At 52.5% G+C, this 24662-nt stretch carries 17 protein-coding genes; 10 read left to right on the top strand and 7 right to left on the bottom strand.

The genetic code is table 11. The annotated features are described in order from the left end of the window. The first annotated feature begins 93 nt into the window (after positions 1 to 93). The 4 genes from ING2E5A_RS05350 to ING2E5A_RS05335 are packed head-to-tail and all read left to right on the top strand — an operon-like array spanning position 94 to position 4190. The gene (locus ING2E5A_RS05350) at positions 94 to 1473 is read left to right on the top strand and encodes a bifunctional UDP-3-O-[3-hydroxymyristoyl] N-acetylglucosamine deacetylase/3-hydroxyacyl-ACP dehydratase (RefSeq protein WP_071136521.1); all 1380 of its coding nucleotides are present in this window, start codon (positions 94 to 96) and stop codon (positions 1471 to 1473) included. Positions 1474 to 1486: 13 nt separating this feature from the next. Further along, positions 1487 to 2275 (top strand): acyl-ACP--UDP-N-acetylglucosamine O-acyltransferase, encoded by a 789-nt coding sequence (lpxA, locus tag ING2E5A_RS05345; RefSeq protein WP_071136520.1) that lies wholly within the window; start codon positions 1487 to 1489, stop codon positions 2273 to 2275. Positions 2276 to 2281: 6 nt separating this feature from the next. After that, positions 2282 to 3304, top strand: coding sequence for an agmatine deiminase family protein (locus tag ING2E5A_RS05340; protein WP_071136519.1), 1023 nt, complete (start codon positions 2282 to 2284; stop codon positions 3302 to 3304). Between the two features lie 13 nt (positions 3305 to 3317). Further along, positions 3318 to 4190, top strand: coding sequence for a carbon-nitrogen hydrolase (locus ING2E5A_RS05335; protein WP_071136518.1), 873 nt, complete (start codon positions 3318 to 3320; stop codon positions 4188 to 4190). A 76-nt stretch (positions 4191 to 4266) separates the two neighbouring features. On the opposite strand, the gene ltrA is transcribed toward ING2E5A_RS05335, so the two are convergent. From ltrA to ING2E5A_RS05310, 5 genes are all read right to left on the bottom strand, one after another. Continuing rightward, positions 4267 to 5679, bottom strand: coding sequence for a group II intron reverse transcriptase/maturase (gene ltrA / locus ING2E5A_RS05330; RefSeq protein ID WP_197678527.1), 1413 nt, complete (start codon positions 5677 to 5679; stop codon positions 4267 to 4269). 490 nt (positions 5680 to 6169) lie between these two features. Continuing rightward, on the bottom strand, positions 6170 to 7390 hold the full coding sequence (locus ING2E5A_RS05325; protein ID WP_071136517.1) for an NADP-dependent isocitrate dehydrogenase: 1221 nt from the start codon (positions 7388 to 7390) through the stop codon (positions 6170 to 6172). Position 7391: 1 nt separating this feature from the next. After that, complete coding sequence (locus tag ING2E5A_RS05320) at positions 7392 to 8750, bottom strand: citrate synthase (RefSeq protein ID WP_071136516.1); 1359 nt, start codon at positions 8748 to 8750, stop codon at positions 7392 to 7394. 101 nt (positions 8751 to 8851) lie between these two features. Continuing rightward, positions 8852 to 10144 carry an NADP-dependent isocitrate dehydrogenase gene (gene icd, locus ING2E5A_RS05315; protein WP_071136515.1) on the bottom strand — a complete coding sequence of 431 codons (1293 nt, stop codon included), beginning with the start codon at positions 10142 to 10144 and terminating at the stop codon, positions 8852 to 8854. Between the two features lie 25 nt (positions 10145 to 10169). Then, entirely contained in the window at positions 10170 to 12422 is a 2253-nt protein-coding gene (locus tag ING2E5A_RS05310) for an aconitate hydratase (RefSeq protein ID WP_071136514.1), read from the bottom strand. A gap of 191 nt (positions 12423 to 12613) precedes the next feature. On the opposite strand from ING2E5A_RS05310, the gene ING2E5A_RS05305 reads away from it, so the two are divergent. Beyond that, the gene (locus tag ING2E5A_RS05305; protein WP_071136513.1) at positions 12614 to 14629 is read left to right on the top strand and encodes an OPT family oligopeptide transporter; all 2016 of its coding nucleotides are present in this window, start codon (positions 12614 to 12616) and stop codon (positions 14627 to 14629) included. 28 nt (positions 14630 to 14657) lie between these two features. Further along, on the top strand, positions 14658 to 16865 hold the full coding sequence (locus tag ING2E5A_RS05300) for a GH92 family glycosyl hydrolase (protein WP_071136512.1): 2208 nt from the start codon (positions 14658 to 14660) through the stop codon (positions 16863 to 16865). On the opposite strand, the gene ING2E5A_RS05295 is transcribed toward ING2E5A_RS05300, so the two are convergent. Further along, a complete protein-coding gene (locus tag ING2E5A_RS05295) occupies positions 16866 to 17756 on the bottom strand; it encodes a cation diffusion facilitator family transporter (protein WP_071136511.1) in 891 nt (296 codons plus the stop codon). Between the two features lie 248 nt (positions 17757 to 18004). Here ING2E5A_RS05295 and ING2E5A_RS05290 point away from each other — a divergent pair, with 248 nt between their 5' ends. Both ING2E5A_RS05290 and ING2E5A_RS05285 read left to right on the top strand, forming a co-directional pair. Continuing rightward, positions 18005 to 20068, top strand: a complete 2064-nt coding sequence (locus ING2E5A_RS05290; protein WP_231960447.1) for a S9 family peptidase — start codon at positions 18005 to 18007, stop codon at positions 20066 to 20068. A gap of 35 nt (positions 20069 to 20103) precedes the next feature. After that, positions 20104 to 20454, top strand: a complete 351-nt coding sequence (locus ING2E5A_RS05285; protein ID WP_197678537.1) for a DUF488 domain-containing protein — start codon at positions 20104 to 20106, stop codon at positions 20452 to 20454. Between the two features lie 10 nt (positions 20455 to 20464). On the opposite strand, the gene ING2E5A_RS05280 is transcribed toward ING2E5A_RS05285, so the two are convergent. Continuing rightward, complete coding sequence (locus ING2E5A_RS05280; protein WP_071136509.1) at positions 20465 to 21049, bottom strand: manganese efflux pump MntP; 585 nt, start codon at positions 21047 to 21049, stop codon at positions 20465 to 20467. A 151-nt stretch (positions 21050 to 21200) separates the two neighbouring features. On the opposite strand from ING2E5A_RS05280, the gene ING2E5A_RS05275 reads away from it, so the two are divergent. Beyond that, positions 21201 to 22613 (top strand): PQQ-dependent sugar dehydrogenase, encoded by a 1413-nt coding sequence (locus ING2E5A_RS05275; RefSeq protein ID WP_071136508.1) that lies wholly within the window; start codon positions 21201 to 21203, stop codon positions 22611 to 22613. 8 nt (positions 22614 to 22621) lie between these two features. Then, on the top strand, positions 22622 to 24661 hold the full coding sequence (locus ING2E5A_RS05270; RefSeq protein ID WP_083373203.1) for a TonB-dependent receptor: 2040 nt from the start codon (positions 22622 to 22624) through the stop codon (positions 24659 to 24661). Position 24662 lies beyond the last annotated feature (1 nt).

Below are 24662 nucleotides of genomic sequence, written 5' to 3'. Positions count from 1 at the left end.
GGGAAAAAGCGCAAATTCCCACTTTTCGAAGCAAAGTTGTATCTTTGCCGGATTATCGCGCAATTAAATATAAACACATTTTAAAATAACGAGGTGAAACAAAAAACGTTACAATCCAGTTTTACGTTGAGAGGCCAAGGGCTTCATACAGGTTACGACATTGAGATTACGTTCAAAGCTGCACCGGTTGATACCGGTTACCGGATTAAACGGGTTGACCTGGAAGGGGAACCCATCATCGAAGCGGTGGCCGAAAATGTTGTCCATACCCAGCGCGGTACGGTTCTGGGAGTGGGCAATGTTACTGTCAGCACTGTTGAACATGCTTTTGCCGCGCTTTATGCCTTGGGAATCGACAACTGCCTAGTAGAAGTGAATGCACCTGAATTTCCCATTCTTGACGGAAGTGCCATAGAATATATCCGTGCAATCGATAAGGCAGGCATCGTTGAACAGGAAAAGGAGAAGGACTTTTTTGTCGTACGGAAGAAAATTGAGGTCTCCGATCCGGAAACCGGTTCAAAGATCACGCTGCTTCCGGATAATGAGTTCAGCATCAACTCCAATATCGAATTCGAATCGCAATATATCCCCAACCAATATGCCAGCCTGGAATCGCTGGATGATTTTGCTACGGAAATAGCACCGGCACGCACGTTTGTCTTTGTACGGGAGATACAGAAACTGCGGCAAGCAGGATTAATCAAGGGGGGCAACCTGGATAACGCCATTGTTATCTATGAAAGGAAACTTCCTCAGAATGAACTGGACGAAATAGCAGACGAGCTCAATGTTCCTCGCATGGATGCCAACCAGCTGGGATACCTGAATCACCGGGAACTGGCATTTCCGAACGAACCTGCCCGTCACAAGCTGCTGGACATCATCGGAGACATGTCGCTGATAGGCAAGCCGATAAAAGGAAGACTTATCGCCACACGTCCGGGGCACAAGATCAACAATCAACTGGCAAGGCTTATTCGGAAGGAGATCAAGAGCAAAAACCAGGTACCGTTTTACGATCCCAACCTCGAACCGCTGATGGACATCAACCGGATCAAGCAGCTTTTGCCGCATCGCTATCCATTCCTGATGGTAGACAAGATCATCGAGCAAACCGACACCTATATTGTGGGGGTCAAAAACATCACCAACGATGAGCCCTATTTTGTGGGCCATTTCCCCGATGAACCGGTTATGCCGGGGGTGCTGCAGGTTGAAGCCATGGCCCAGACAGGAGGTTTGCTGGTCCTTTCCGGACTTGACAAACCTGAAAGATATTCAACATATTTCCTTAAAATTGACAATGTAAAATTCCGAAGTAAAGTAGTTCCTGGTGATACCATCCTCTTCAGGGTAGAACTCACCACAGAGGTCCGCAGGGGCATTGCTACCATGCGTGGAGTTGCTTTCGTAGGCGACAAAATCGTCTCGGAGGCAGATTTTACAGCTCAAATAATCAAAAACAAATAATACTCAACAAGTTATGAGTACCATATCGTCATTGGCATTTGTTCACCCCGAGGCCAAGATAGGGGAGAATGTCGTTATTGAACCCTTTGCATACGTAGACAGAAACGTTGAGATTGGTGATGGAACCGTTGTAATGCCCTATGCAACCATTCTTTTTGGTGCACGAATCGGTAAAAATTGCACCATCTTCCCACATGCAACCATTTCCGCCATTCCGCAGGACCTGAAGTTCAAGGGTGAAGAGACAGTGGCCATCATCGGCGACAGGACCACTGTCCGTGAATGCGTAACCGTAAACCGGGGTACCGCATCGCGCGGAAAGACTGTCGTTGGAAAAGATTGTCTCCTGATGGCTTACAGCCATGTTGCACACGATTGTATATTGAATGATTTCGTCATTCTGGGCAATACCACACAATTGGCAGGAGAAGTGGAGATTGACGATTATGCGATCCTCAGCGGTGGAACGCTCGTGCACCAGTTCTCGCGTATCGGTGCCCACACCATGATACAGGGAGGATCCAAAGTTCCGAAAGATATTCCGCCCTATACGATGGTAGGCCGCGAACCGCTCACCTATGTCGGCCTGAATTTCGTCGGATTACGCCGAAGGGGTTTTACAAGCGAGGTGATCAACTCCATCCAGGATGTCTACCGCTATCTCTATATGGCGGGCTACAACACCACGCAGGCATTGGAAAGAATTGAGAATGAACTCCCGGTAACAAAAGAACGGAACTATATCATTGATTTTGTAAAAAGTTCTTCCCGTGGCATTATCCGCGGAAACATGGAAGGATAAGCGTCGATGAGCAAGATCTTTTTCCCTCCCGAATGGTATCAGCAAAGTGGCGTGATGGTCACCTGGCCACATGCCGGTACGGACTGGTTCGACATCCTGGATGAAGTCACGGCTTGTTATCTCTCCTTTTCGAAGGAGATCCTGAAAAGGGAAAAACTGCTGGTCGTCTGCCCGGAGGAGGATGAGATTATCAGCCATTTCACCCCCGAGGAGCGTGAGCGTCTCATCACCGTCGAGCTGAAAAGCAACGACACCTGGGCGCGTGATCACGGTGCCATCTCGGTTTTCGTCGACGGCAGACCGACACTCTACGATTTCGGGTTCAATGGCTGGGGGTTGAAGTTTGCCGCCAACCACGACAATCAGATCACACATCAACTCTTCCAGCAGGAGGAGTTCAGACCCGAAGTGGAGTACCGGTCGAAAAAGAGGTTCATCCTGGAGGGAGGATCAATCGAATCGGACGGCAAGGGAACGCTCCTGACCACATCGCAATGTCTGATGGCTCCCAACCGCAATCAGCCGATGAGACAGGATGAGATCGAAGGGTACCTGAAATCGGCATTCGGGGCAGAACGGGTCTTGTGGATCAATCACGGCTATCTGGCAGGTGACGATACCGACAGCCATGTAGACACGCTTGCGCGATTTTGCGACGAGCGGACAATTGCCTACGTAAGCTGTGACGATGAGGACGACGAACATTTCGATGCACTCAAACGGATGGAGAATGAGTTGAAATCATTCAGGACAACCGAAGGAGCTCCCTACCGGTTAATACCGCTTCCCATGGCGGATGCCGTCTATCATAACGGTTACAGGTTACCGGCCACTTACGCCAACTTCCTGATCATCAACGGGGCGGTATTGATGCCCACCTATGCTTCGGAGAAGGATGAAACGGCAAGGGTGCAGCTGCAGAGGGCATTTCCAGGCAGGGAGATCATCGGCATCGACTGCAGGGCGCTGATCAAACAGCACGGGTCGCTTCATTGCGTGACGATGCAATTGCCTGAGGGTTTTCTTTAAATTCAGACAGCATATGAAAATCGGTATCATACAACAAGCCAATTCGGCAAACAGGGAGGAGAACATTGCCCGCTTACAGTCGAAGATAGGCTCTCTTGCATCCGAGGGGGCCGAACTGATCGTACTGCAGGAGTTGCACAACGGATTGTACTTCTGCCAGACCGAGGATACGGCCATCTTCGACCAGGCGGAACCGATCCCCGGCCCCTCCACCGAGTCGTTTGGCAAACTGGCCAGGGAGCTGGGGGTGGTGATCCTCTTGTCGCTCTTTGAAAAACGGGCCCCAGGACTCTATCACAATACCGCAGTGGTGATCGAAAAGGATGGCACGATTGCCGGCAAATACCGGAAGATGCATATTCCCGACGATCCTGCCTATTATGAGAAATTCTACTTCACGCCCGGCGACCTCGGATTTAATCCCATCGAGACCTCGGTGGGGAAACTGGGAGTACTGGTTTGCTGGGATCAGTGGTATCCGGAAGCTGCCCGGATGATGGCGCTGGGCGGAGCAGAGGTGCTGATCTATCCCACGGCCATCGGGTATGAGTCTTCCGACAGCGAGAGCGAGAAGCAGCGACAGCGGGAGGCCTGGATCACGGTACAGCGGGGACATGCAGTGGCCAACGGTATTCCGGTCATCGCGGTAAACCGAACCGGATATGAACCGGATCCGTCGGGTCAAACCAATGGGATCACCTTCTGGGGAAACAGTTTTGTCTGCGGACCGCAAGGGGAGTTTCTCTACCAGGCTGCTGAAGAGGAGACCACCCAGATTGTGGAGATCGACAAGCTGCGCACCGAGAATGTCCGTCGCTGGTGGCCATTTCTGCGGGATCGCCGTATCGATGCCTACGGCGAGTTGACATTACGGTTCAGGGATTGACAAATCGAGTAGGTAGGGGGATTACTCCCCCGCCCTCTCACACCACCGTGCATGCTTTCGCACACGGCGGTTTCTTTTAATTGTTTAACCTGTCGTAATTTAATGTGAGGTTGTAAAGACCTGCTGCATCAAACCATTTGTTGTTGAGAGCCTGGTGGGCTTGTGGGCATCCTGACTTGCGCCAGTGTCCTTTACCGGAGAGGGCTAATATCCAGCTTTGCCAGCTTTCAACGCCCTGTCTTTCAAGAAAACGTTGCAAGGTAATGACCCTCTTGCACTGCTTTAATCTATAGCACCGAAGTTTCCTGCGTATCCATGAATCAAGATTCTTTAATACTCTTTTACATCGGGCGTAGCGAAAGTAGTTAAGCCAACCGCGCATCACGGGTACGAGTTCTGCAATTACTTGTTCGAACTTCACTCCCCTGTTTCGCTTGGTTATACTGCGTACTTTCTCCTTGAAGCGTTCAATGCTCTTCTCTGCTATGGTCAGGTTCCCATCCTTTTGGATGGTGTAGCCTAAGAATTTGGTTTGATTTACCTCGCAAACCTGACTTTTGTCTTTGTTGACAAGTAGTTTCAGTTTGCTTTCAATAAAGCCTGTTATCGATTCCATTACTCTCTCGCCTGCCGTTTGGCTGCGTACGTAGATGTTGCAATCGTCCGCATATCGAACAAATTTGTGTCCCCTGCGTTCTAACTCCTTGTCCAGTTCGTCTAAAACTATGTTGGATAAGAGTGGGGACAGGGGGCTCCCCTGGGGGGTGCCTTCGGTACGTTGACTTACAACGCCATCAACCAGTATTCCACTTTGAAGGTATTTGCGTATCAGTCTCAATAGCGTTTTATCGCCAATGGTCTCTGACAGCCGATACATTAACCGGTCATGATTGACGACATCGAAGAACGTTTTCAAGTCCATGTCTACAACGATATTTCTTCCTTCCTCCACATATTCGCTCCCTTTCTTTAACGCTTGATGGGCGCTCCGGTTGGGACGAAATCCGTAGCTGTTTTCGGAAAATTTCTGCTCGTAAATTGGACTTAGTACCTGTGCTATCGCCTGCTGGATGATCCTGTCGGTTACCGTGGGGATACCCAGTTTGCGTTTACCTCCGCCCGGCTTGGGTATTTCGACCTGCTTGACCCCTTGGGGTTGGTAAGTGCCGTTGTATAGTTTGTCCAGTAGACTTTTTCCATCTCCTGCGTACCATACGGCAAATCCTCCTACCGCCATTTGATCGATTCCCGCTACTCCTTTGTTCTGCCTTACCTGTTTGTAGGCTTGTTTGATATTGCTGTGACACAATATCGCTCCCATTAAATCCGGGGCTAAGGCTCGTCCCTGTTCGCCTGCTTCTTTTACTTGCAACGCCTTTGCTGACTGAGCTCCACGTACGGCTTCACTCTTGTCATAAGGGCGATCAACCTCCTGACCCGTTTCAGAAAACAGATCGTACTGGTAAGTTTTTGCTTGCTGTTGCGCCATAAAACAAATTTTGAACTGACTGCTCCTTAAATTAAAAGATTCAGACCTTCTTCCGTGCTGTTCCTGCTCCGGAATACTATGTCCTCTGCTGACTTCTTGTAAGACATGAACTTGCATCACTGCCCGTCCTGCACTGTTGGTGCATCCTACAAGATCTCTCGGGATAAGATATTAAACTTTCTCTGCGTTCTGCCTGATTTACTCCACTTGAGTTACGGTTGAATTTTGGGCGTTCCCAATCCATTGCTCGGTTGCCCTCTCTTGTGAGCCTTATATCAGGTTTCTGTGCGTCAGAACTTCAGATTTGCTGATGGCTTCTTTCAGATTTGCAGTTACCCGCAACACCCTTGCCAGTCGCTAATGTTTCCTATCAACTCGGCACATACAGGAACTTGCATCCTGTCAGCTTAATACCATGCCCGACATACAAAAACGGCTCCGCGATGATATTCCGCGAGAGCCGTCTATCTGATAACCTAAACAATGTATATCAACTCAATTTTCTCTCCAGATTGCGTTTTACCGCTGCCAGAAAATCCTGCGTATTGAGATACTTTCCTTTCACATCGTCACCGTAAACCAACAGGGCCAAGTCTTTGGTCATCTCCCCGTTCTCTACGGTCTCCACACATACCTGTTCCAGTTTGTGGCAAAAATCGACAAGCGGCTGGTTGTTGTCCAGTTTGCCGCGATGTTCGAGACCGCGCGTCCAGGCATAGATGGATGCGATAGGATTGGTGCTGGTCTCCTTGCCTTGCTGGTGTTGCCTGTAGTGACGGGTTACTGTCCCGTGTGCAGCTTCAGCCTCCACCGTGCGACCGTCCGGCGTAACCAGGACCGACGACATCATGCCCAGTGAACCGAAACCCTGTGCTACCGTATCCGACTGCACGTCACCGTCGTAATTCTTGCATGCCCACACAAAACCGCCTTTCCACTTCATGGCCGATGCCACCATGTCGTCAATCAACCGGTGCTCGTAGGTGATTCCCGCCTCCTGAAACGACTCCTTGAACTCACTCTCGTACACCTCCTGGAAGATATCCTTGAAACGTCCGTCGTAAGCCTTCAGAATGGTATTCTTGGTGGACATGTAGAGCGGATACTTTTTGGCCAGTGCCATCTGGAACGACGAACGGGCAAAACCGTAAATCGATTCATCGGTATTGTACATCGCCATGGCCACCCCGTCTCCATCGAAGTTGTAAACCTCCCACTCCTGAACCTCGCCGCTCTCTGCGGTAAAGGTCAGCTTCAGCTTGCCCTTTCCCTTGATCACCTTGTCGGTAGCACGGTACTGGTCGCCGAAAGCATGACGGCCGATAATGATCGGTTCTGTCCAGCCCGGAACATATCGGGGCACGTTGGAGCAGATGATGGGTTCACGGAAAACAGTTCCTCCAACAATATTGCGGATGGTACCATTGGGTGATTTCCACATCTTTTTCAATCCAAACTCCTTTACCCGTGCCTCATCAGGGGTTATGGTCGCACACTTTACGCCCACATTATATCGCTTGATCGCCTCCGCTGCATCTATCGTGACCTGGTCGCCGGTGGCGTCCCGATTCTGGATACTCAGGTCGTAATACTTGATATCCAGATCGAGGTATGGCAGAATCAACTGCTCCTTGATAAACGACCAGATAATCCGTGTCATCTCATCCCCGTCGAGTTCCACGATGGGGTTCGCTACTTTTATCTTCGTCATGCTACTTTCTATCTTTCATCGGTACAAACTCCTGCAATGGACGCACGTTCTTGTATGCCGGACGGATGATCCGCTTGCTGGAGAAATTGAGCTCTTCAATACGGTGCGCTGTCCAGCCCACAATTCGGGCCATGGCGAAAATCGGAGTGAAGACCTCTTCGGGCAGCCCGATCGCGTCATAAACAAAGCCGGAATAGTAATCGACATTGATACAGGTACGCTGCTTGGCACCCGCTTTCTTGTAATTCAGGAACACCTCCACTCCACGCTCCTCGATCAGCTCCATGAAGCGGAACTCATCTTCACGACCTTTCTCCTTGGCCAGTTCGCGCGCCATCTCCTTGAGCAATCCGGCTCGCGGGTCGCTGATGGTGTATACTGCGTGCCCGATACCGTAAATAAGTCCCGTCCTGTCGTATGCCTCCTTGTTGAGCACCTTGGTCAGGTATGCATCGATCTCTTCAACATCATTCCAGTCCTTGATATTTTTCTTCATATCGGCAAGCATACCGTTCACCTTCACGTTTGCCCCTCCGTGAAGCGGGCCTTTCAGTGAACCGATTCCGGCTGCAATGGCCGAATAGGTATCGGTCTCGGTCGAGCTGGTCACCCTCACCGAGAAGGTGGAGTTGTTACCGCCGCCATGGTCGGCGTGCAGGATAAGCGCAAGGTCCAGAATCCTCACATCGAGTTCGGTATATTTGCCGGGACCTTTCATCATATAGAGGAAGTTTTCCGCAACCGAAAAATCTTCATGCGGATGCCGGATATGCAGTGAACGTCCCTGCTGATCGTGACGCAGTACCTGATAGGCCAACGCAATGATGGACGGGAATTTAGCTATCAGGTTGATAGATTGATGGATCAGGTTGTCCGGCGTGATATCATCGGGATCCTGGTCGTATGTATAAAGTTCCAGCACGCTACGTGCCAGGATGTTCATGATGTTCTTCCCTTTCAGTGACAGGATGTTCATCGTTGCGGTATGATTGAGCGGCATGGTCTGGGCCAGCAGGGACGAGAAGGCCTGCAGGTTCTCTTTCGTCGGCAATTTTCCCGATAAGAGGAGGAAGGCGGTCTCTTCAAATCCGAGACGGTTGTCGGCCTGGATGCCGTGTACCAGCTCCTCCACGTCGATGCCCCGGTAATAGAGCTTGCCGGGTATCGGCTTCAGGGTTCCATCCTCCTGGCGTTCATAACCTACCACATCGCCTACGCGGGTAAGTCCGGCAAGCACACCGGAGTGATCTTCGTTGCGAAGCCCGCGCTTCACGCCCATTTTGGTGAAAAGGTCCTTGTCGATGTTGCTTGTTACCGCTATCGAGTCTGATAACACTTTAATGACTTGCTTGTTATCCATTATATTGTATCTATGTTTTAATTATTTTACTGCGTTTTGATTGATTCCGACACGTATATTGTAACATCATTACCTCTCTTTTTGTTTGAACGACGCATGGTTTAAAGTGAATTTATTATCATCGATGCAAACTCCGAGGTGGACAGCGCCTTGCCGTTCTCCATGAAACGGGCAAGGTCGGTTGTCGCGTACCCTCTTTCAAAGAGAGTTTCAAGCGACTTTGTAATAAGATTCCCAGCTTCGTCCCAACCGATATATTCCAGCATCATCACCCCGGAAAGCAGCATCGAACAGGGGTTGGCCCTGTTCTTGCCGGCAATGTCGGGTGCCGTGCCGTGTGTTGCTTCAAAGATGGCGTGTCCCGTCAGGTAGTTGATGTTTGCACCGGGGGCGATCCCGATACCACCCACCATAGCCGCCAGCTGGTCGGAAATATAATCTCCGTTCAGGTTCAGCGTGGCCACAACGGAATACTCCTCGGGCTTCAGCAGGGTATTCTGCAGGAAGGCATCGGCTATCACGTCCTTGATGATGACCTTTCCGCTCTCCATCGCCTCGTTGTAGGCGGCAACCGCCTCCTTCAGACCTTGTTCCGCCTTAATCTTGTTGAAGATATTCTCGGTGAAGACCTGGTCGCCATACTCCCGTTCGGCCAACGCGTATCCCCACTTCTTGAATCCCCCCTCGGTAAACTTCATGATATTCCCCTTGTGCACCAGGGTAACCGACGGCAGCCTGTTCCGGATGGCATATTCAATGGCCGATCTGACCAGGCGCTCGGTTCCTTCTACCGATACCGGTTTCACACCGATGGAAGTGGTTTCGGGAAATCGGATCTTGGCGACCCCCATCTCCTCCTTCAGGAACTTCAGTACTTTTTCCACCTCGGGCGTTCCGGCGTTCCATTCGATCCCGGCGTAGATATCCTCCGTGTTCTCCCTGAAGATGGTAACATGCACTTTCTCGGGATGGAGCAACGGGGTGGTCACCCCCTTGAACCAGCGTACCGGTCGCAGGCAGACGTAAAGATCAAGCTCCTGCCGCAATGCCACGTTGAGGGAACGTATGCCTTCGCCGACGGGCGTGGTGAGGGGTCCCTTAATGCCCACACGGTACTCCCGGAAAGCCTCCATGGTCTCTGCCGGAAGCCAGGTCCCCAACGCATTGTAGGCCTTCTCTCCGGCAAGAACCTCTTTCCATTCGATCCTTCGTTTTCCGTTGTACGATTTCGCAACCGCCTTGTCGATAATCAGCCGGACAGAAGCGGTGATCTCCTTTCCGATCCCATCGCCCTCGATAAAGGGGATGATGGGATTATCGGGCACGATCAATCCGCTGCTTCCGTCTCCTGAAGAGGAGTGAGACGAAAAGGTTATCTTCTCTGGAGTATGCATAAAAATTGAGGTTACCGTCTTGGAGTTACTTCATTCCGTTCAATGCGCTACCAGCCTTGAACCAGCCGATCTGCTGTTCGTTGTAGGTATGGGCAGCTTCAAATTCATCTGTAGTACCGTCGATATGGTGAAGAACCACCTTCAGGTTCTTTCCGGGAGCAAAGCCGGTCAGCCCCTTGATACTGATCCTGTCCCTCTCCTGTACTTTGTTGTAATCCTCCTTGTTGACAAATGTCAGTGCGAGCATCCCCTGTTTTTTCAGGTTGGTTTCATGAATCCGGGCAAATGACTTCACCAGGATCACCTTGACATTCAGGTGGCGGGGCTCCATGGCTGCATGCTCACGACTGCTCCCCTCCCCGTAATTCTCTTCGGCCACCACAACAGAGCCGAGACCTTCGGCCTTGAACTTGCGGGCCAATGCGGGAACCTCCATATACTGCAATGTCAGGGGGTCGAGCGTTTTATTGGTTTCACCGTTGAAAGCATTCACCGCACCAATCAGCATGTTGTCGGAGATATTGTCCAGATGTCCGCGGAAACGGAGCCAGGGACCGGCCATCGAGATATGGTCGGTGGTACATTTACCCTTTACTTTGATCAGCAGCGGAAGCTCTTCGAAATCGCGTCCATCCCACGGTTTGAACGGCTCCAGCTTTTGTAGGCGGTTCGACTGGGGATCGATTTTCACCTCAACCTGGCTGCCATCTTCCGACGGTGGCAGGTAGCCGGCATCCTTTACCTCGAAGCCTCTTGGCGGCATCTCGAAGCCAACCGGTTCGGCCAGCTTTACCTTTTCCCCTTTGTCATTGGTCAGCGCATCTGTCAACGGATTGAATGTCAGATCTCCAGCAATGGTGAGTGCCGCAACCAGTTCAGGCGAGGTGACAAAAGCGTGGGTGTTGGGATTGCCGTCGTTACGTTTGGCAAAGTTCCGGTTGAATGAGGTGACGATAGAGTTTGTCCGCTCCGATTTCTCTTCCGTTCGTTTCCATTGTCCGATACAGGGACCGCACGCATTCGCCATGATCACGGCTCCCGCATCCTCGAACTCCCTCAGGATTCCGTCGCGTTCGGCGGTATACCTGACCTGTTCCGAGCCTGGATTGATGATGAATTGTGCATTGACGCTCAACCCGGCCTCTCTGGCCTTTTTCACCACATGTGCAGCCCGGGTAAGGTCTTCGTATGAGGAGTTGGTGCAGGAGCCGATCAATCCCACCTCCATTTTCCGGGGATACCCCTTCTCTTTCACCTCCTTGGCAAACGCGGAGATGGGGAAAGCGGCATCTGGAGTGAAGGGACCGTTGATGTGCGGTTCCAGTTCCGACAGATTGATCTCGATCACCTGATCGTAATATGTTTCGGGGTTTTCGGCCGTTTCGGGATCTGCCTGCAGGCAGGCGATGATCTTCCGGGCTGCATCGGCCACCTCTTTCCGTCCTGTTCCCTCGAGGTAGGTCGCCGATTTCTCATCAAACGGGAAGATGGAGGTTGTTGCCCCCACCTCGGCCCCCATATTGCAGATGGTTCCCTTGCCAGTTGCCGACAAAGTGGAGGTCCCTTCGCCGAAATATTCGATCACGGCATTGGTTCCACCCTTGACGGTCAGAATACCGGCTAACTTTAGGATCACATCCTTTGGTGAGGCCCATCCCGACAATCTTCCGGTCAGTTTCACGCCGATCAGTTTCGGCATCTTCAGTTCCCATGGCAGTCCCGCCATCACGTCCACGGCGTCGGCACCGCCTACTCCGATCGCGATCATTCCAAGACCACCCGCATTGGGCGTGTGTGAGTCGGTCCCCACCATCATCCCGCCGGGAAAAGCATAGTTTTCCAGTACAACCTGGTGAATGATTCCGGCACCCGGTTTCCAGAAACCGATGCCATATTTGTTGGAAACATCGCGCAGGAAATTGAACACCTCCTCGTTGGTCACCTTTGCCGTCTGCAGGTCGGTATTTGCATCCCGGTAAGCCTGAATCAGGTGATCGCAATGCACGGTCGACGGCACTGCCACCTTTTTCCGGCCCGAGTTCATCAACTGCAACAGGGCCATCTGGGCAGTGGCATCCTGCATGGCCACCCTGTCGGGAGCAAAGTTCACGTAATCTTCGGCTCGCCTGTAATTCTCCACCGCTACTCCAGGCGAAAGGTGAGCAAACAGAATCTTTTCAGTCAAAGTTAAGGGGCGACCAAGTTTCTTTTTGGCCTCTTCTACTTTTCCGGGAAGCTGACTGTAAACCTCGCGGATCATGTCGATATCAAAAATCATAGAAATTATCAGGTATATTATGTGATTTATAATGCGATGACTGCTTTTCAACAATTTAGGATGCGAAATGTTCGGTAAATCCGGCAAAAAAGTCGCGCCAAAACAAAGTTTACGAAACAGGATCGAATATTTCACAGAATTTTGTATTTTCGTGCCATTCATCACATCATTAATCATAAGAAATAGAAAAGATGCAATCAAATCAAGATGACAAACAGTCGGTTAACTTGCCCGAGAATGCCTATTCCGAATTAAGGGAGGGTGAAGAGTATAGACCGGTATTGCCTGCTGACCGGACAATCAGGGAGATTACCCCATGGTCTGTGGGAATGGGATTACTAATGGCCATAATCTTTTCGGCTGCGGCAGCCTATTCCGGGCTGAAGATCGGACAGGTTTTCGAGGCAGCTATTCCTATCTCGATTATAGCCGTTGGGGCATCGGCCGCTTTTCGCCGGAAGAATGCCCTGGGGCAAAACGTGATTATCCAGTCGATCGGCGCCTCGTCGGGCGTGATCGTTGCCGGAGCGGTCTTCACCATTCCGGGACTCTATATTCTCCAGGCAAAATATCCGGAGATCCAGGTCGATTTCTGGCAGATCTTCTTCTCGTCGCTTCTTGGCGGGTTCCTGGGCATACTCTTCCTGATCCCCTTCAGAAAATATTTCGTGAAGGAGATGCACGGCAAGCTGCCTTTCCCAGAAGCCACCGCCACCACCGAGATCCTGATGACGGGAGAGAAGGGTGGCAACCAAGCCAAACTTCTGGTTACCAGCGGCTTGATCGGAGGAGTGTTCGATTTCTGCTTTTCCGCCTTCCGCCTCTGGAGTGAAGAGATCTCTACCCGCATCATCCCGGCAGGTGCCATGCTGGCCGATAAATTCAAGATGGTGCTGAAATTCAACGTCAGTGCACTGATCTTCAGCTTCGGTTACCTGGTTGGGTTACGCTATGCCCTGATCATCACGGTAGGATCACTACTCTCATGGCTCGTACTCATTCCACTGGTCAACGAGATCGGGGCGCTGGCGGCAGTCAACGGCGGGATGAACCCGTTCGCGGCAATGTCTGCAGAAGAGATCTTTGCAACCTATGTGCGTCCGATCGGTATCGGAGCCATCGCCATGGCGGGGATCATCGGTATCATTAAATCTTCCGGCGTGATTGGCAACGCCTTCAAGCTGGCCGTGGGTGGCGGCAAAGGCAAGACAGTTGCCGCGGAGGTCCGTGAAGAGCGTACACAGCGCGACCTGAAGATGTCGTTCGTCATGCTCTTCCTGTTCTTGACCCTGGTAGCGGTATTCATCTTCCTGCTCACGGGTGTCAAGGTCACGCTGGTTCAGGCTATCGTGGCACTGCTCACCGTAACCCTCATCTCGTTCCTCTTTACCACCGTGGCAGCCAATGCCATCGCCATTGTAGGCACCAATCCCGTTTCGGGCATGACGCTGATGACCCTGATCCTCTCGTCGGTCATCCTGGTAGCCGTCGGATTGAAAGGGTGGCAGGGAATGGTCAGCGGCCTGATCATCGGCGGGATCGTCTGTACCGCACTCTCCATGGCCGGCGGTTTCGTGACCGACCTGAAGATAGGTTACTGGATCGGAACCACCCCAGCCAAGCAGGAGACATTCAAGTTCCTGGGCACGCTGGTTTCCGCCGCCACTGTTGGCGCTGTCATCTTCATCCTGAACGAGGCGTACGGCTTCGTCGCCACCGAGACCCACACCAATCCGATGGTTGCACCACAGGCTAATGCGATGGCGGCCATCATCGAACCCCTGATGTCGGGGTCGGGTGTTAGCTGGATGCTGCTGGGGATCGGTGCAGTCATCTCCATCCTCGTCAACTGGCTCAACATCTCACCGCTCGCCTTCGCACTCGGCATGTTTATCCCGCTGCCACTGAACACGCCACTGGTGGTGGGAGGTCTGCTCAACCACTGGATCAACAAGCGGTCGAAAGATCCGGAACTCAACAATGCCCGCCACCAACGTGCCATACTGATCGCCTCGGGCTTTATTGCCGGTGCCGCACTGTTTGGCGTGATCGGCGCACTGGTGATCTTTATCACGGGCAACGGGAACGCGCTCAACCTGGGTGTCTGGGAAGATCCGGAAGGTACCGGTGCACAGGTTACCGCACTTGTCGCCTTCATCGCCCTGATCGGCTACTTCATCTGGGAATCGATGCGGGCAAAAAAGTAATCTGAACTCAAGAAAAAACAATAATAAGATGAAGAGATTCATTTATTGTGTAGCCACAGCCTTGCTGGCTGTGGCCTGCACACAAAACAGACAGGAGAATGCAAGCGACGGAGCCGACCTCACCCGATATGTGAACCCCTTTATCGGTACCGCCTTCACCGGCCACACCTTTCCAGGGGCTACCTACCCCCTGGGCATGATCCAGGCAGGACCGCAAACCGGGAATTTCACCTGGGAATATTGTGCAGGCTACTTTTATGAGGATTCACTGATCCAGGGTTTCACACAGAACCGGTTGAACGGAACTGGGTGCGTGGATCTTGGAGATCTGCTGATACAGCCATTTTCGGGCGAGAAACGTGAAAATTACGACAGCCGTTTCGACAAGGCGAAGGAGAAGGCCTCGCCCGGATACTATACGGTAGAGCTCTCCGACAACGAGGTTGGGGTGGAGATCACCGCCTCTCCCCACGTGGCCTTCCACAGGTATCGATATCCAAAAGGAGAAACGGCCAATATCCTGGCAGATTTCCAGAGCGGGCTGGTGTGGCAGGATGCCCGGATCCACACCCATGTGCTGGACCAGGAGATCAATTTCGAAAGCGACCGGGTAATCTCCGGATTTACCCGCAGAACAGAGTGGGTGCAGCGGGTCTACTATTTCGTGATCGAGTTCGACAAGCCGATCCTCACCAGGGAAGAACTGCCCAAACGGGCCCCACAGGAGAAGGGGGCACGCTATCTGCTGACATTTGATATGCAGGATGGGGAGACGCTCAACATGAAGATCGGCATGTCGTCGGCCAGCGTGGAGGGAGCCAGGGCCAATCTGGCAGCCGAAGTTCCCGACTGGGAGTTCGAGTCGGTCAGAAACAGGGCAAAAGATGCCTGGAACAGCTACCTGGCCAAGGTGACGATCGATGGTTCGGAAGCCGACAAGGAGAACTTCTACACCTCGATGTATCACCTCTTCATTCAGCCCAACAACATTGCCGATGTAGACGGGAAGTATACCGGGCCGAACCGTGAAGTGTCGCAATCGCCTACCGGAAAATTTTACTCCACCTGGTCGCAATGGGATATCTTCCGGGCCGCCTTCCCGCTCTATACCATCCTGACGCCGGAGCTGATACCCGACTTTATCAACTCCATGCTCGACTACAGCGAACAGCAGGGACACCTGCCCATCTGGTCGCTGTGGGGACAGGAGACCTACACCATGATCGGCAACCATTCGGTACCGATGATTGTGGATGCCTACCTGAAAGGATTCACCGGCTTTGATCCGGAACGGGCATACAACGAGATCAGAAGATCGCTTACCGAAAGCAGCCATTACAAGTCGAACTGGGATATCTACGACAAGTATGGCTACTATCCATACGACCTGATCAGGCTGGAGTCGGTCTCCCGCACGCTTGAATGCGGATTCGACGACTACTGTATGGCTCTCTTTGCCGAGAAGCTGGGCAAGAGGGAAGATGCCGCCTTCTTCAGGAAGCGGGCCGACTACTATAAGAATCACTACGACAAGAGTACCAACACCATGCGTCCCAAAGACTCCAAAGGAGAGTGGCTCACTCCCTTCGATCCCTACGCCCTGGCACATGCCGACTCCAATATCGGGGGACATTACACCGAAGGCAACGCCCTGCAATATACCTGGCACGTGATGCACGACATTCCTGGCCTGATCGAGTGGATGGGTGGAAAGGAGAAGGCAGGCGAAGTGCTGGACTACCTGTTCAACACCAAACAGGAGACAACCGGAAAACTGGCGGATGTGACGGGACTGATCGGACAGTATGCACACGGAAATGAGCCGAGCCACCATGTGGCTTACATCTATGCCTACCTCGACCGTCCATGGGAGACAGAGCGCCTCGTCCGGCAGATCTGCAACGATTTCTACAAGAACAGGCCCGACGGCCTGATCGGAAACGACGATTGCGGCCAGATGTCGGCCTGGTACATCTTCTCGGCAATGGGCTTCTACCCGATGAATCCCGCAAGTGGAGAGTTTGTGCTGGGAGCCCCGCAGGTAAAATCGGCATCGATCAATGTGGGTAACGGCAAACGGTTCACCGTGGAGGCAAAAGAGCTTTCGGAAGAGAATCTGCATGTGGAAAGGGTGGAACTCAACGGGAAGCCCTACAACGAAAAAACGATCAGTTACCGGGATATCATGGAGGGCGCCTCGCTGGTATTCTACATGACAAACGAAGCGAAGCGGTAATCAGGAGCAGACCTCCAGGTCACAATCCTCATCGGGGGTTTCAAACTCGATGGTGATGTGTTGCACATCCAGCTGGTGCAACCGCTTTCTGATCTCCGCCTTCAGCTGGTGCAACTGATTCATGGACAGCGGTTCGGAGAGTACGACGTGAAGCGTCATCACGTTGTACTCTCCGTCTACCGACCAGATGTGCAGGTCGTGGATTCCGCTCACCTTTTCCAGTGATTTCACCGCTTTCTCCACCTCATCCGGGCTGACTACTCCGGGACTGCCCTGCAGGATGATCTGCATGCTTTGACGGATGTTCCGGTAGACATTGAAAAGGATGTAGAGCGAAATGAGAATGGAGAGCAGCGGGTCGATAAAAGGAGCGTCGACGAAATACATGATGCCGGCGCCGACCAATACAGCTAGCCAGCCCAGCACATCCTCGAGCATATGCAACGAAACCACCTTTTCATTCAACGAGTGTCCCCTTCTCAATCTCAACACCGCAGCCCCGTTGACAAGTACTCCCAGCACGGCGAGCAACAGCATCCCCCTTGCATCGGGCTGCTGCGGGCTGAAAAGCCGCGGCACGGCATTTATCAGGATCAATAGACTCCCAACCGTGAGAATAACCGAATTGACAAGTGCTCCCATCAGGGAAAATCGCCGGTATCCGTAGGTATATTTCCGGGTTCGCGGACGTTTGGCAATCTTCTGAAAGTACCAGGAGAGGCCCAGCGAGAAGCTGTCGCCCAGATCGTGTACGGCATCGGAGAGAATCGCCACGCTGTTGGTCAGCACTCCCCCCACTATCTCGATAACCGTAAAAAGGAGATTGAGAAAGAAGGCCGCACGGATATTCCCCACATCCGGGCTTTGACGGGAATGACTGTGGTTGTGCATATTGTAATTAAGTAAACCGATTGTATAACATAGGAATATTTTTTTTTGTTCATAAATCGCAACACTCAATAATTAATCATACATTTGCAGCAATTTTCGCCACCCGGTTGGGGTCATTGTCCCTGACAGTTTGCGTTCAAATTGTAAAAGAATAAATCCAAACAACAATGCAAGTCCGGAATTATATCATTCCACTGGTTGCAATATCGCTGATGACGGCTTGCAACCCATCCAGAAAAGAGAGCACTATGTTGAAACAATCCGATTTTCCAGCCCCCCCAATAGCAGAGGTGATACCAGAGACATTTGTCAATTTCGGGCAGAGACGTGTCGACAACTACTTTTGGTTGAAAGAGAAAAGCAACCCGAAGGTGATCGAATACCTGAATGCCGAAAATGGGTATACCGACACGGTAATGGCTTCGACAAAAGAACTGCAGCAGACCATATACGACGAAATTGTGGGCCGCCTGAAGGAGGATGACGAGAGCTATCCCTCTCTTTCCGATGGTTACTACTACTATAGCCGAACCGAAAAAGGGAAGCAGTACCGGACCTATTGCCGCCGGAAAGGTTCGATAGATGCTCCGGAGGAGATCATCTTCGACGTCAACCGGATGGCGGAAGGGAAGCAGGCCTTCATCTTCAGGGGTTATGTAATCAGTCCCGACAACAACATGGCGGCCTACTTCTATAACGAAACCGGATCGTACGCCGAGTTCATCCTGAAGGTGAAAGACCTCACCACTGGCAAAGATGTCGGGTTCTCGGCCAACGGAGCCACATCGGTAGCCTGGGCGAACGACAACAAGACGCTCTTCTACGGGGTTATCGACAACACGCTGCGCTCCTACCGCATCATGCGCCAGCAGCTGGATGCCCCCAAGGCGGAACTGGTGTACGAGGAGAGCGACCCCCGCTTCTCCACCTACGTCACGGGCAGCAAGACCAAGCAATATATCTTTATCTCCTCGGCCAGCTCTACCACCGCCGACGAGCGATTCATCCCCGCCGACAAGCCGATGGCGCAGTTCAGGCTCTTCCTGCCCCGTGTTCAGGATGTGGAGTATTCGGTATATCCGCACCGCGACAAATTCTTTGTCCGATACAAGGACAAGGAGAACCTGAACGGGAAGATCTACGAAGTTCCCTTGGCCACCCACAACGACCGCAGCAGCTGGAAAGAGTTCCTGCCGCACGACGAAACCGTCAGGATCGAAGGGATCGACATCCTGAAGAATTATGTGGCCATCGAGCTGCGCCGGAACGGGCTGAGCGAGATCATCGCAAAACCGGTTTCGGGGGAGGGTGAGGTGAAGAGCATCGTCTTCCCCGAGCCAGTCTATTCGGCAGGGTTGAACGGTAATCCGGAGTACGACGCCACCACCTTCCGTTACTCCTATACATCGCTCAACCGCCCCTCCACGCTGTACGAATATGATATTGCAACCGGCAAAACAGTAAAGCTGAAGGAGCAGGAGATCCCCTCTGGCTTCAATCCCGACGACTATGTTGTAGAAAGGCTTTGGGCCACGGCACCCGATGGCGTGAAGGTTCCCATGGCCATCGTCTACAGGAAAGGATTAAAACGGGATGGAAGCAATCCGGCACTGATCTACTCCTACGGCAGCTACGGGAGCAGCTCCGATGTCTATTTCAGCGCAAGCCTGTACAGTCTCATAGATCGCGGCTTCGTTTATGCCCTTGCACAGGTTCGTGGGGGAAGCGACATGGGTGAGCAGTGGTATGAGGATGGCAAACTGCTCCGCAAGAAGAACACCTTTACCGATTTCATTGCCTGCAGCGAACTGCTGATCAACGAAAAGTACACGTCCGCTTCCAAGCTGGCGGCAATGGGTGGCAGTGCGGGCGGTCTGCTGATGGGAGCCGTCGCCAATATGCGTCCCGACCTCTATCAGACCATCGTGGCACAGGTGCCGTTTGTGGATGTGATCAACACCATGCTCGACGATACGCTCCCCCTCACCACGGGAGAATATGAAGAGTGGGGAAACCCCAACGAGGAGGAGTATTACAACTATATGCTCTCCTATTCGCCCTACGACAACATCAAGGCGCAGAACTATCCCAACATGCTGGTTACCGGCGGGATCAACGATTCACAGGTACTGTTCCACGAACCCACCAAGTATGTTGCCAAACTTCGGTCACTGAAAACCGACGACAACATCCTGTTGCTGCACATGAACATGGAGTCGGGCCACGGTGGTGCTACCGGACGTTACGACGGGATCCGGGATACCGCTTTCGAATTTGCATTTATTCTGAACCGGGTCGGCATTGAAAAGTAGGTGCCTACGTAAAATTAATCGAATAGCAGCTTATGATCAGGATAAAACGTCTATATGACCCTGCCGGGGAGGAGGATGGTTACCGCATACTGGTCGACCGCCTCTGGCCGCGCGGCATCTCGAAGGAGAGCGCCAGGATCGACCTCTGGATGAAGGAGATCGCTCCGTCTGCCGATTTACGCAAGTGGTTCTGCCACGATACGGCAAAGTGGGAAGAGTTTACCCGGCATTATACCCTGGAACTTTCTGAAAAGAGGGAGAAACTCATGGAAATCAAGAGACTGGAGAGGGAGCATCAGTCGGTGACGCTGCTGTATGCCTCGAAGGATACCGTACACAATCAGGCACAGGTACTTTGGCAGGTATTGACTGAAATGGCGGAGTAACTCCACTACCCTACCCCGCGACGAGGTGCTCGAGAAGGATTTTCGTTCCGATTGCCATCAGGATAAATCCGCCCAGTATCTCCACGTTGAATCGGAATCTCCGACCAAACCGCACCCCGATAAACATTCCGGAAAAGGCAAATAAGAGGGTAACCAGGGCAATGGTTACCGTCGCCCGCATTATGGTTCCCGGATAGGATACAAAGACCAGACCGATTGCCATCGCATCGATACTGGTGGCAAATGCCAATACCACCACCTTCCTCCAGTTGATGGTCATATCCTCCTGACAATCGCAGCCCAGACACTCTTCGCCGGAACCGGCGACAAAGCCTTCACTGATCATCTTGACTCCAATCACAAAGAGGATGAAGAAGGCCACCCAATGGTCGTAGTCCTGTATCCAGGTGGCAAAACTGATCCCAAGGGCATAACCCGCAAATGGCATCAACCCCTGAAACAATCCAAAAACTAGAGCTATTCGTGCAGAACGCCACGGATAGAAGTGCCGCCTGCACATCCCTTTACCGATACAGACGGCAAACGAATCCATGGCAAGCCCGATGGCGATAAGCATTATTGATAAGTAATCCACTGAATTTTTTCAAAAAACGCACAAAGGTAAGAGATTTTCAGGAAATTATCAGAATAAAAATGGGTATCTGGTTAAAATTTTATCGATCCCTCCTCAATTGTGAATTTTATGCTACATTTGTTTTTCATCCTGATTGACAAAAAATTGCCGTATGAAGAGACAACATTGGTTTTTACTTCTGGGTACCGTTCTGATCCTGACTCAGGTTATTCACTCCTGCAAGAATTGGTCCCAAACGTCACGTCCGGACGATACCGCATCCAATTACCTGACCTACTGTGCCGGATGTCATGACGATCGCCTGGAGAAATTTGCCGCCAAACAATGGATGGACGAGACAGGGAGTGCATCGATAGAGCGGAGCATCCGGGAGGGAATTCCGGCCATCGGCATGCCCGCCTTCGCCAACACTTTCAACGACAAGGAGATCAAGGAGCTGGCCGACTATGTAAAACAGGGAATACCTTCCGACAGGTCACTGCTCAAACCGGCAGTGACAGCCAACGGCATCATCCGCTCGGAAGCCTACAATCTTGTGATCGACACCGTGGTTACCGGACTGGAGGTTCCCTGGGGACTGGCATTCCTGCCCGACGGCAATCTCCTGATCTCGGAACGGAAAGGGAGACTGCACACCTTTTCACAAGGGAAACTCTCTGCCCCCATCGAGGGTTTACCACCAATCATGGCCTTTGGCCAGGGAGGCCTGCTGGATCTGGCGCTTCATCCGGAGTATGACAAGAACGGCTGGATCTACATCTCCTATTCGGCACTCGACACAACTTCCAGTGAACAGATCGGTTCAACCGGCGTGATGCGTGCCCGTTTGAAAGGGAACCGATTGACCGACCAGCAGATTCTCTTTACCGGATCACCGGCCACCGACAAGGGGCACCATTGGGGATGCAAGCTCGCATTCGACGGGAAGGGTTATCTCTTTTTCGGTGTGGGTGAACGGGGACAACATTTCGATTTTCCTCAACGGCTCGACAATACGAATGGCAAGATCCACCGGATTCATGACGATGGAAGAATACCGGCCGACAATCCTTTTGTGGAGACTCCCGGAGCGATCCCCTCCATTTACAGCTACGGACATCGCAATCCGCAGGGAACGGTTGTCCACCCCCTCACGGGAGAGGTGTGGGAGACCGAACATGGACCGATGGGCGGTGACGAGCTTAACCTGATTAAACCGGGGTTGAACTATGGTTGGCCAGTTATCTCCTACGGTATCAACTACGACGGCACCATACTCACCGAACTGACGGAGAAGGAGGGGATGGAACAGCCGGTTTTCCAGTGGACGCCATCGATAGCACCCTGCGGAATGACGGTTGTAACGGGCAACCGGTTCAAAAGATGGGAAAACAACCTGCTGGTGGGATCGCTCCGCTTCGATTACGTGGAGCGGATGGTACTGGAGGGAGACAAGGTGATTCACACCGAAAAGCTGGTGGAAGGTATTGGCCGGGTCAGAAACGTGGTGATGAGCCCCGACGGACTGGTCTATATCGGGCTGGAAGAGCCGGGGATGATTGTGCGTCTTGTACCGGTTGAATAGCTGTCAGGATGATGCATCAACGGTCAATTCTCCTAATTTCGTCACTGTTGCTCCCGCTACTCTTCGTCGCGGCCCAGGAACCATTGCCCAAGGGGGACGACTCCACCTTTCTCCTCAACGAAGTGGTTGTCAACGCCCATCAGACAAACCTGCGGTGGCACCATCTTCCCGGCAACATCTCGGTCCTGGCCGGAACAGAGGTTCAGAGAGGCGACGGCAACAGTTTCGCATCTATCCTGCATGCGCTTCCCGGCATTTACATGCACAGCGGAACCTACGCCACCAACCGTATCGTGATCAGGGGAATGGGCAGCAGAACCCCATACAACACAAACCGGATCAAGGCCTATTTGAACGATATCCCCATCACCTCATCCGACGGAATCTCCTCGCCCGAAGATATCGACCTCGACGGCATCGGACGAATCGAGATCATCAAGGGACCGGCATCGGCACTCTACGGCTCCGGTCTGGGCGGCAACATCAATCTGTCGACTCCGGCTCCACTCCGGAGCTCATTTACCGCCAGGCTGCAAGTTGGGAGTTTCAACACCGCAAAAGCATCGGCAGGCGGCAGCTACGTACGGGACGACCTGAAGATCTCGGGAAATGTCGGTCATATCCGTTCAGACGGCTTCCGGGAAAACAACCGCCTCAGGCGGACCTCGTTGCTCTCGTCGGGGAGACTGGAGAAGAGTGCCCACACCCTGGAGTACACACTCCTGCTGCTGGAAATGGATGCTGCTATTCCCAGTTCCATCGGCAAAACATTGTTTGAAACCGATCCGGGTGCGGCTGCGCCCAACTGGAAAGCAATTGAAGGATTCAAGCGATATGGCCGGGGAGTTGCGGGAATTTCGCTCGAGAACCGCCTTGGTGAGGGATGGGTCAACAGGTTGACAACCTTCGGCAGATGGACGGAGAGTTACGAAAAACGTCCCTTCAACAACCTGACCGACGGCACCTATGGCGGCGGTGTTCGGGACAGGTTGAGCTTTCATGCCGAAAGATACGACATCCTGGTCGGGCTGGAGTGGATTAGCGACACCTACCGGTGGAGAGTGGACAGGGAGGAGGCGATCATCAACCGGAACAGCGAGACCCGTTACCACTTGAACTTTTTCACAATGATCCATTTACGTCCCTCACCCAAATGGAACATCTCACTGGGGGGAGCAGTCAACCGTATCCGGTACAGGCTGAAGGACAGGTTCCCGGATAACGGTGACCAGGGAGGAGAGCGCACCTTTCCGCTCACAGTCTCCCCACGCATCGGTATCAATTATGCTCCCGACAGCAAAGTGGCCCTCTACGCATCTGTGGGCCACGGCTTTTCAATGCCTTCGCCCGAAGAGACACTGCTGCCCGAGGGCAGTATCAACAGGGGGCTTAAACCGGAGCAGGGGTGGCAGTACGAGGCGGGTATCCGGCTCAACCTGCTTCACGGCACTACTCAGATCGATGCAACCCTCTACCGGATAGATCTGCACAACCTGATCGTGACAAAACGGCTGACCGACGAGATCTTTACCGGGATCAACGCCGGCAGGAGCCGACACCGGGGGATCGAACTCCTGTGGCGACAGCAGGTTTTCTATCGGGGCCATTTCCCGGGCAGCCTCAATATAAACAGCAGTTGTACCTTTTCGCAAAACCGGTTTGTCGACTTTACCGATGATGGTAACATTTACGACGGCAATCAGCTCCCTGGCATTCCCTCCCATCTTTTCCAGACATATTTCGACTGGAAACCGCTGGAACCGCTACACCTGGGTGTACGGTTCCAGTATACGGGCAAGCAGTTCATCAATGATGCCAATAGCGTGACAGCCGATGGCTATCAGTTGACGGACGCCAAAGTGGGTTACCTGCTGCCGATAACGACATCTGGACGCGTTGAACTGCATGCCGGTGTAAACAACGCGACCGGCACCCATTATGCCTCGATGCTCACTGTCAATGCGGTTGCTGCTGGCAATGCTGAACCGCGATACTACTATCCGGGTGCTCCACGCCATTTCTACATCGGTACAATCTGGAACTTTTAGA

The sequence above is a fragment of the Petrimonas mucosa genome (assembly GCF_900095795.1).
Classification (GTDB): domain Bacteria; phylum Bacteroidota; class Bacteroidia; order Bacteroidales; family Dysgonomonadaceae; genus Petrimonas; species Petrimonas mucosa.
Note: the sequence above shows the minus strand (reverse complement) of the source record. Positions and strands in the feature narration are given on the sequence as shown.

What these genes read in the sequence shown, in the direction of transcription:
- ING2E5A_RS05275 (WP_071136508.1), top strand. Translation starts at nt 21,201, where the DNA reads ATGAAGAGACAACATTGGTTTTTACTTCTGGGTACCGTTCTGATCCTG.
- ltrA (WP_197678527.1), bottom strand. Translation starts at nt 5,679, where the DNA reads ATGGCGCAACAGCAAGCAAAAACTTACCAGTACGATCTGTTTTCTGAA.
- ING2E5A_RS05325 (WP_071136517.1), bottom strand. Translation starts at nt 7,390, where the DNA reads ATGACGAAGATAAAAGTAGCGAACCCCATCGTGGAACTCGACGGGGAT.
- ING2E5A_RS05320 (WP_071136516.1), bottom strand. Translation starts at nt 8,750, where the DNA reads ATGGATAACAAGCAAGTCATTAAAGTGTTATCAGACTCGATAGCGGTA.
- ING2E5A_RS05340 (WP_071136519.1), top strand. Translation starts at nt 2,282, where the DNA reads ATGAGCAAGATCTTTTTCCCTCCCGAATGGTATCAGCAAAGTGGCGTG.
- lpxA (WP_071136520.1), top strand. Translation starts at nt 1,487, where the DNA reads ATGAGTACCATATCGTCATTGGCATTTGTTCACCCCGAGGCCAAGATA.
- ING2E5A_RS05335 (WP_071136518.1), top strand. Translation starts at nt 3,318, where the DNA reads ATGAAAATCGGTATCATACAACAAGCCAATTCGGCAAACAGGGAGGAG.
- ING2E5A_RS05310 (WP_071136514.1), bottom strand. Translation starts at nt 12,422, where the DNA reads ATGATTTTTGATATCGACATGATCCGCGAGGTTTACAGTCAGCTTCCC.
- ING2E5A_RS05295 (WP_071136511.1), bottom strand. Translation starts at nt 17,756, where the DNA reads ATGCACAACCACAGTCATTCCCGTCAAAGCCCGGATGTGGGGAATATC.
- ING2E5A_RS05305 (WP_071136513.1), top strand. Translation starts at nt 12,614, where the DNA reads ATGCAATCAAATCAAGATGACAAACAGTCGGTTAACTTGCCCGAGAAT.
- ING2E5A_RS05300 (WP_071136512.1), top strand. Translation starts at nt 14,658, where the DNA reads ATGAAGAGATTCATTTATTGTGTAGCCACAGCCTTGCTGGCTGTGGCC.
- ING2E5A_RS05290 (WP_231960447.1), top strand. Translation starts at nt 18,005, where the DNA reads ATGTTGAAACAATCCGATTTTCCAGCCCCCCCAATAGCAGAGGTGATA.
- icd (WP_071136515.1), bottom strand. Translation starts at nt 10,144, where the DNA reads ATGCATACTCCAGAGAAGATAACCTTTTCGTCTCACTCCTCTTCAGGA.
- ING2E5A_RS05270 (WP_083373203.1), top strand. Translation starts at nt 22,622, where the DNA reads ATGATGCATCAACGGTCAATTCTCCTAATTTCGTCACTGTTGCTCCCG.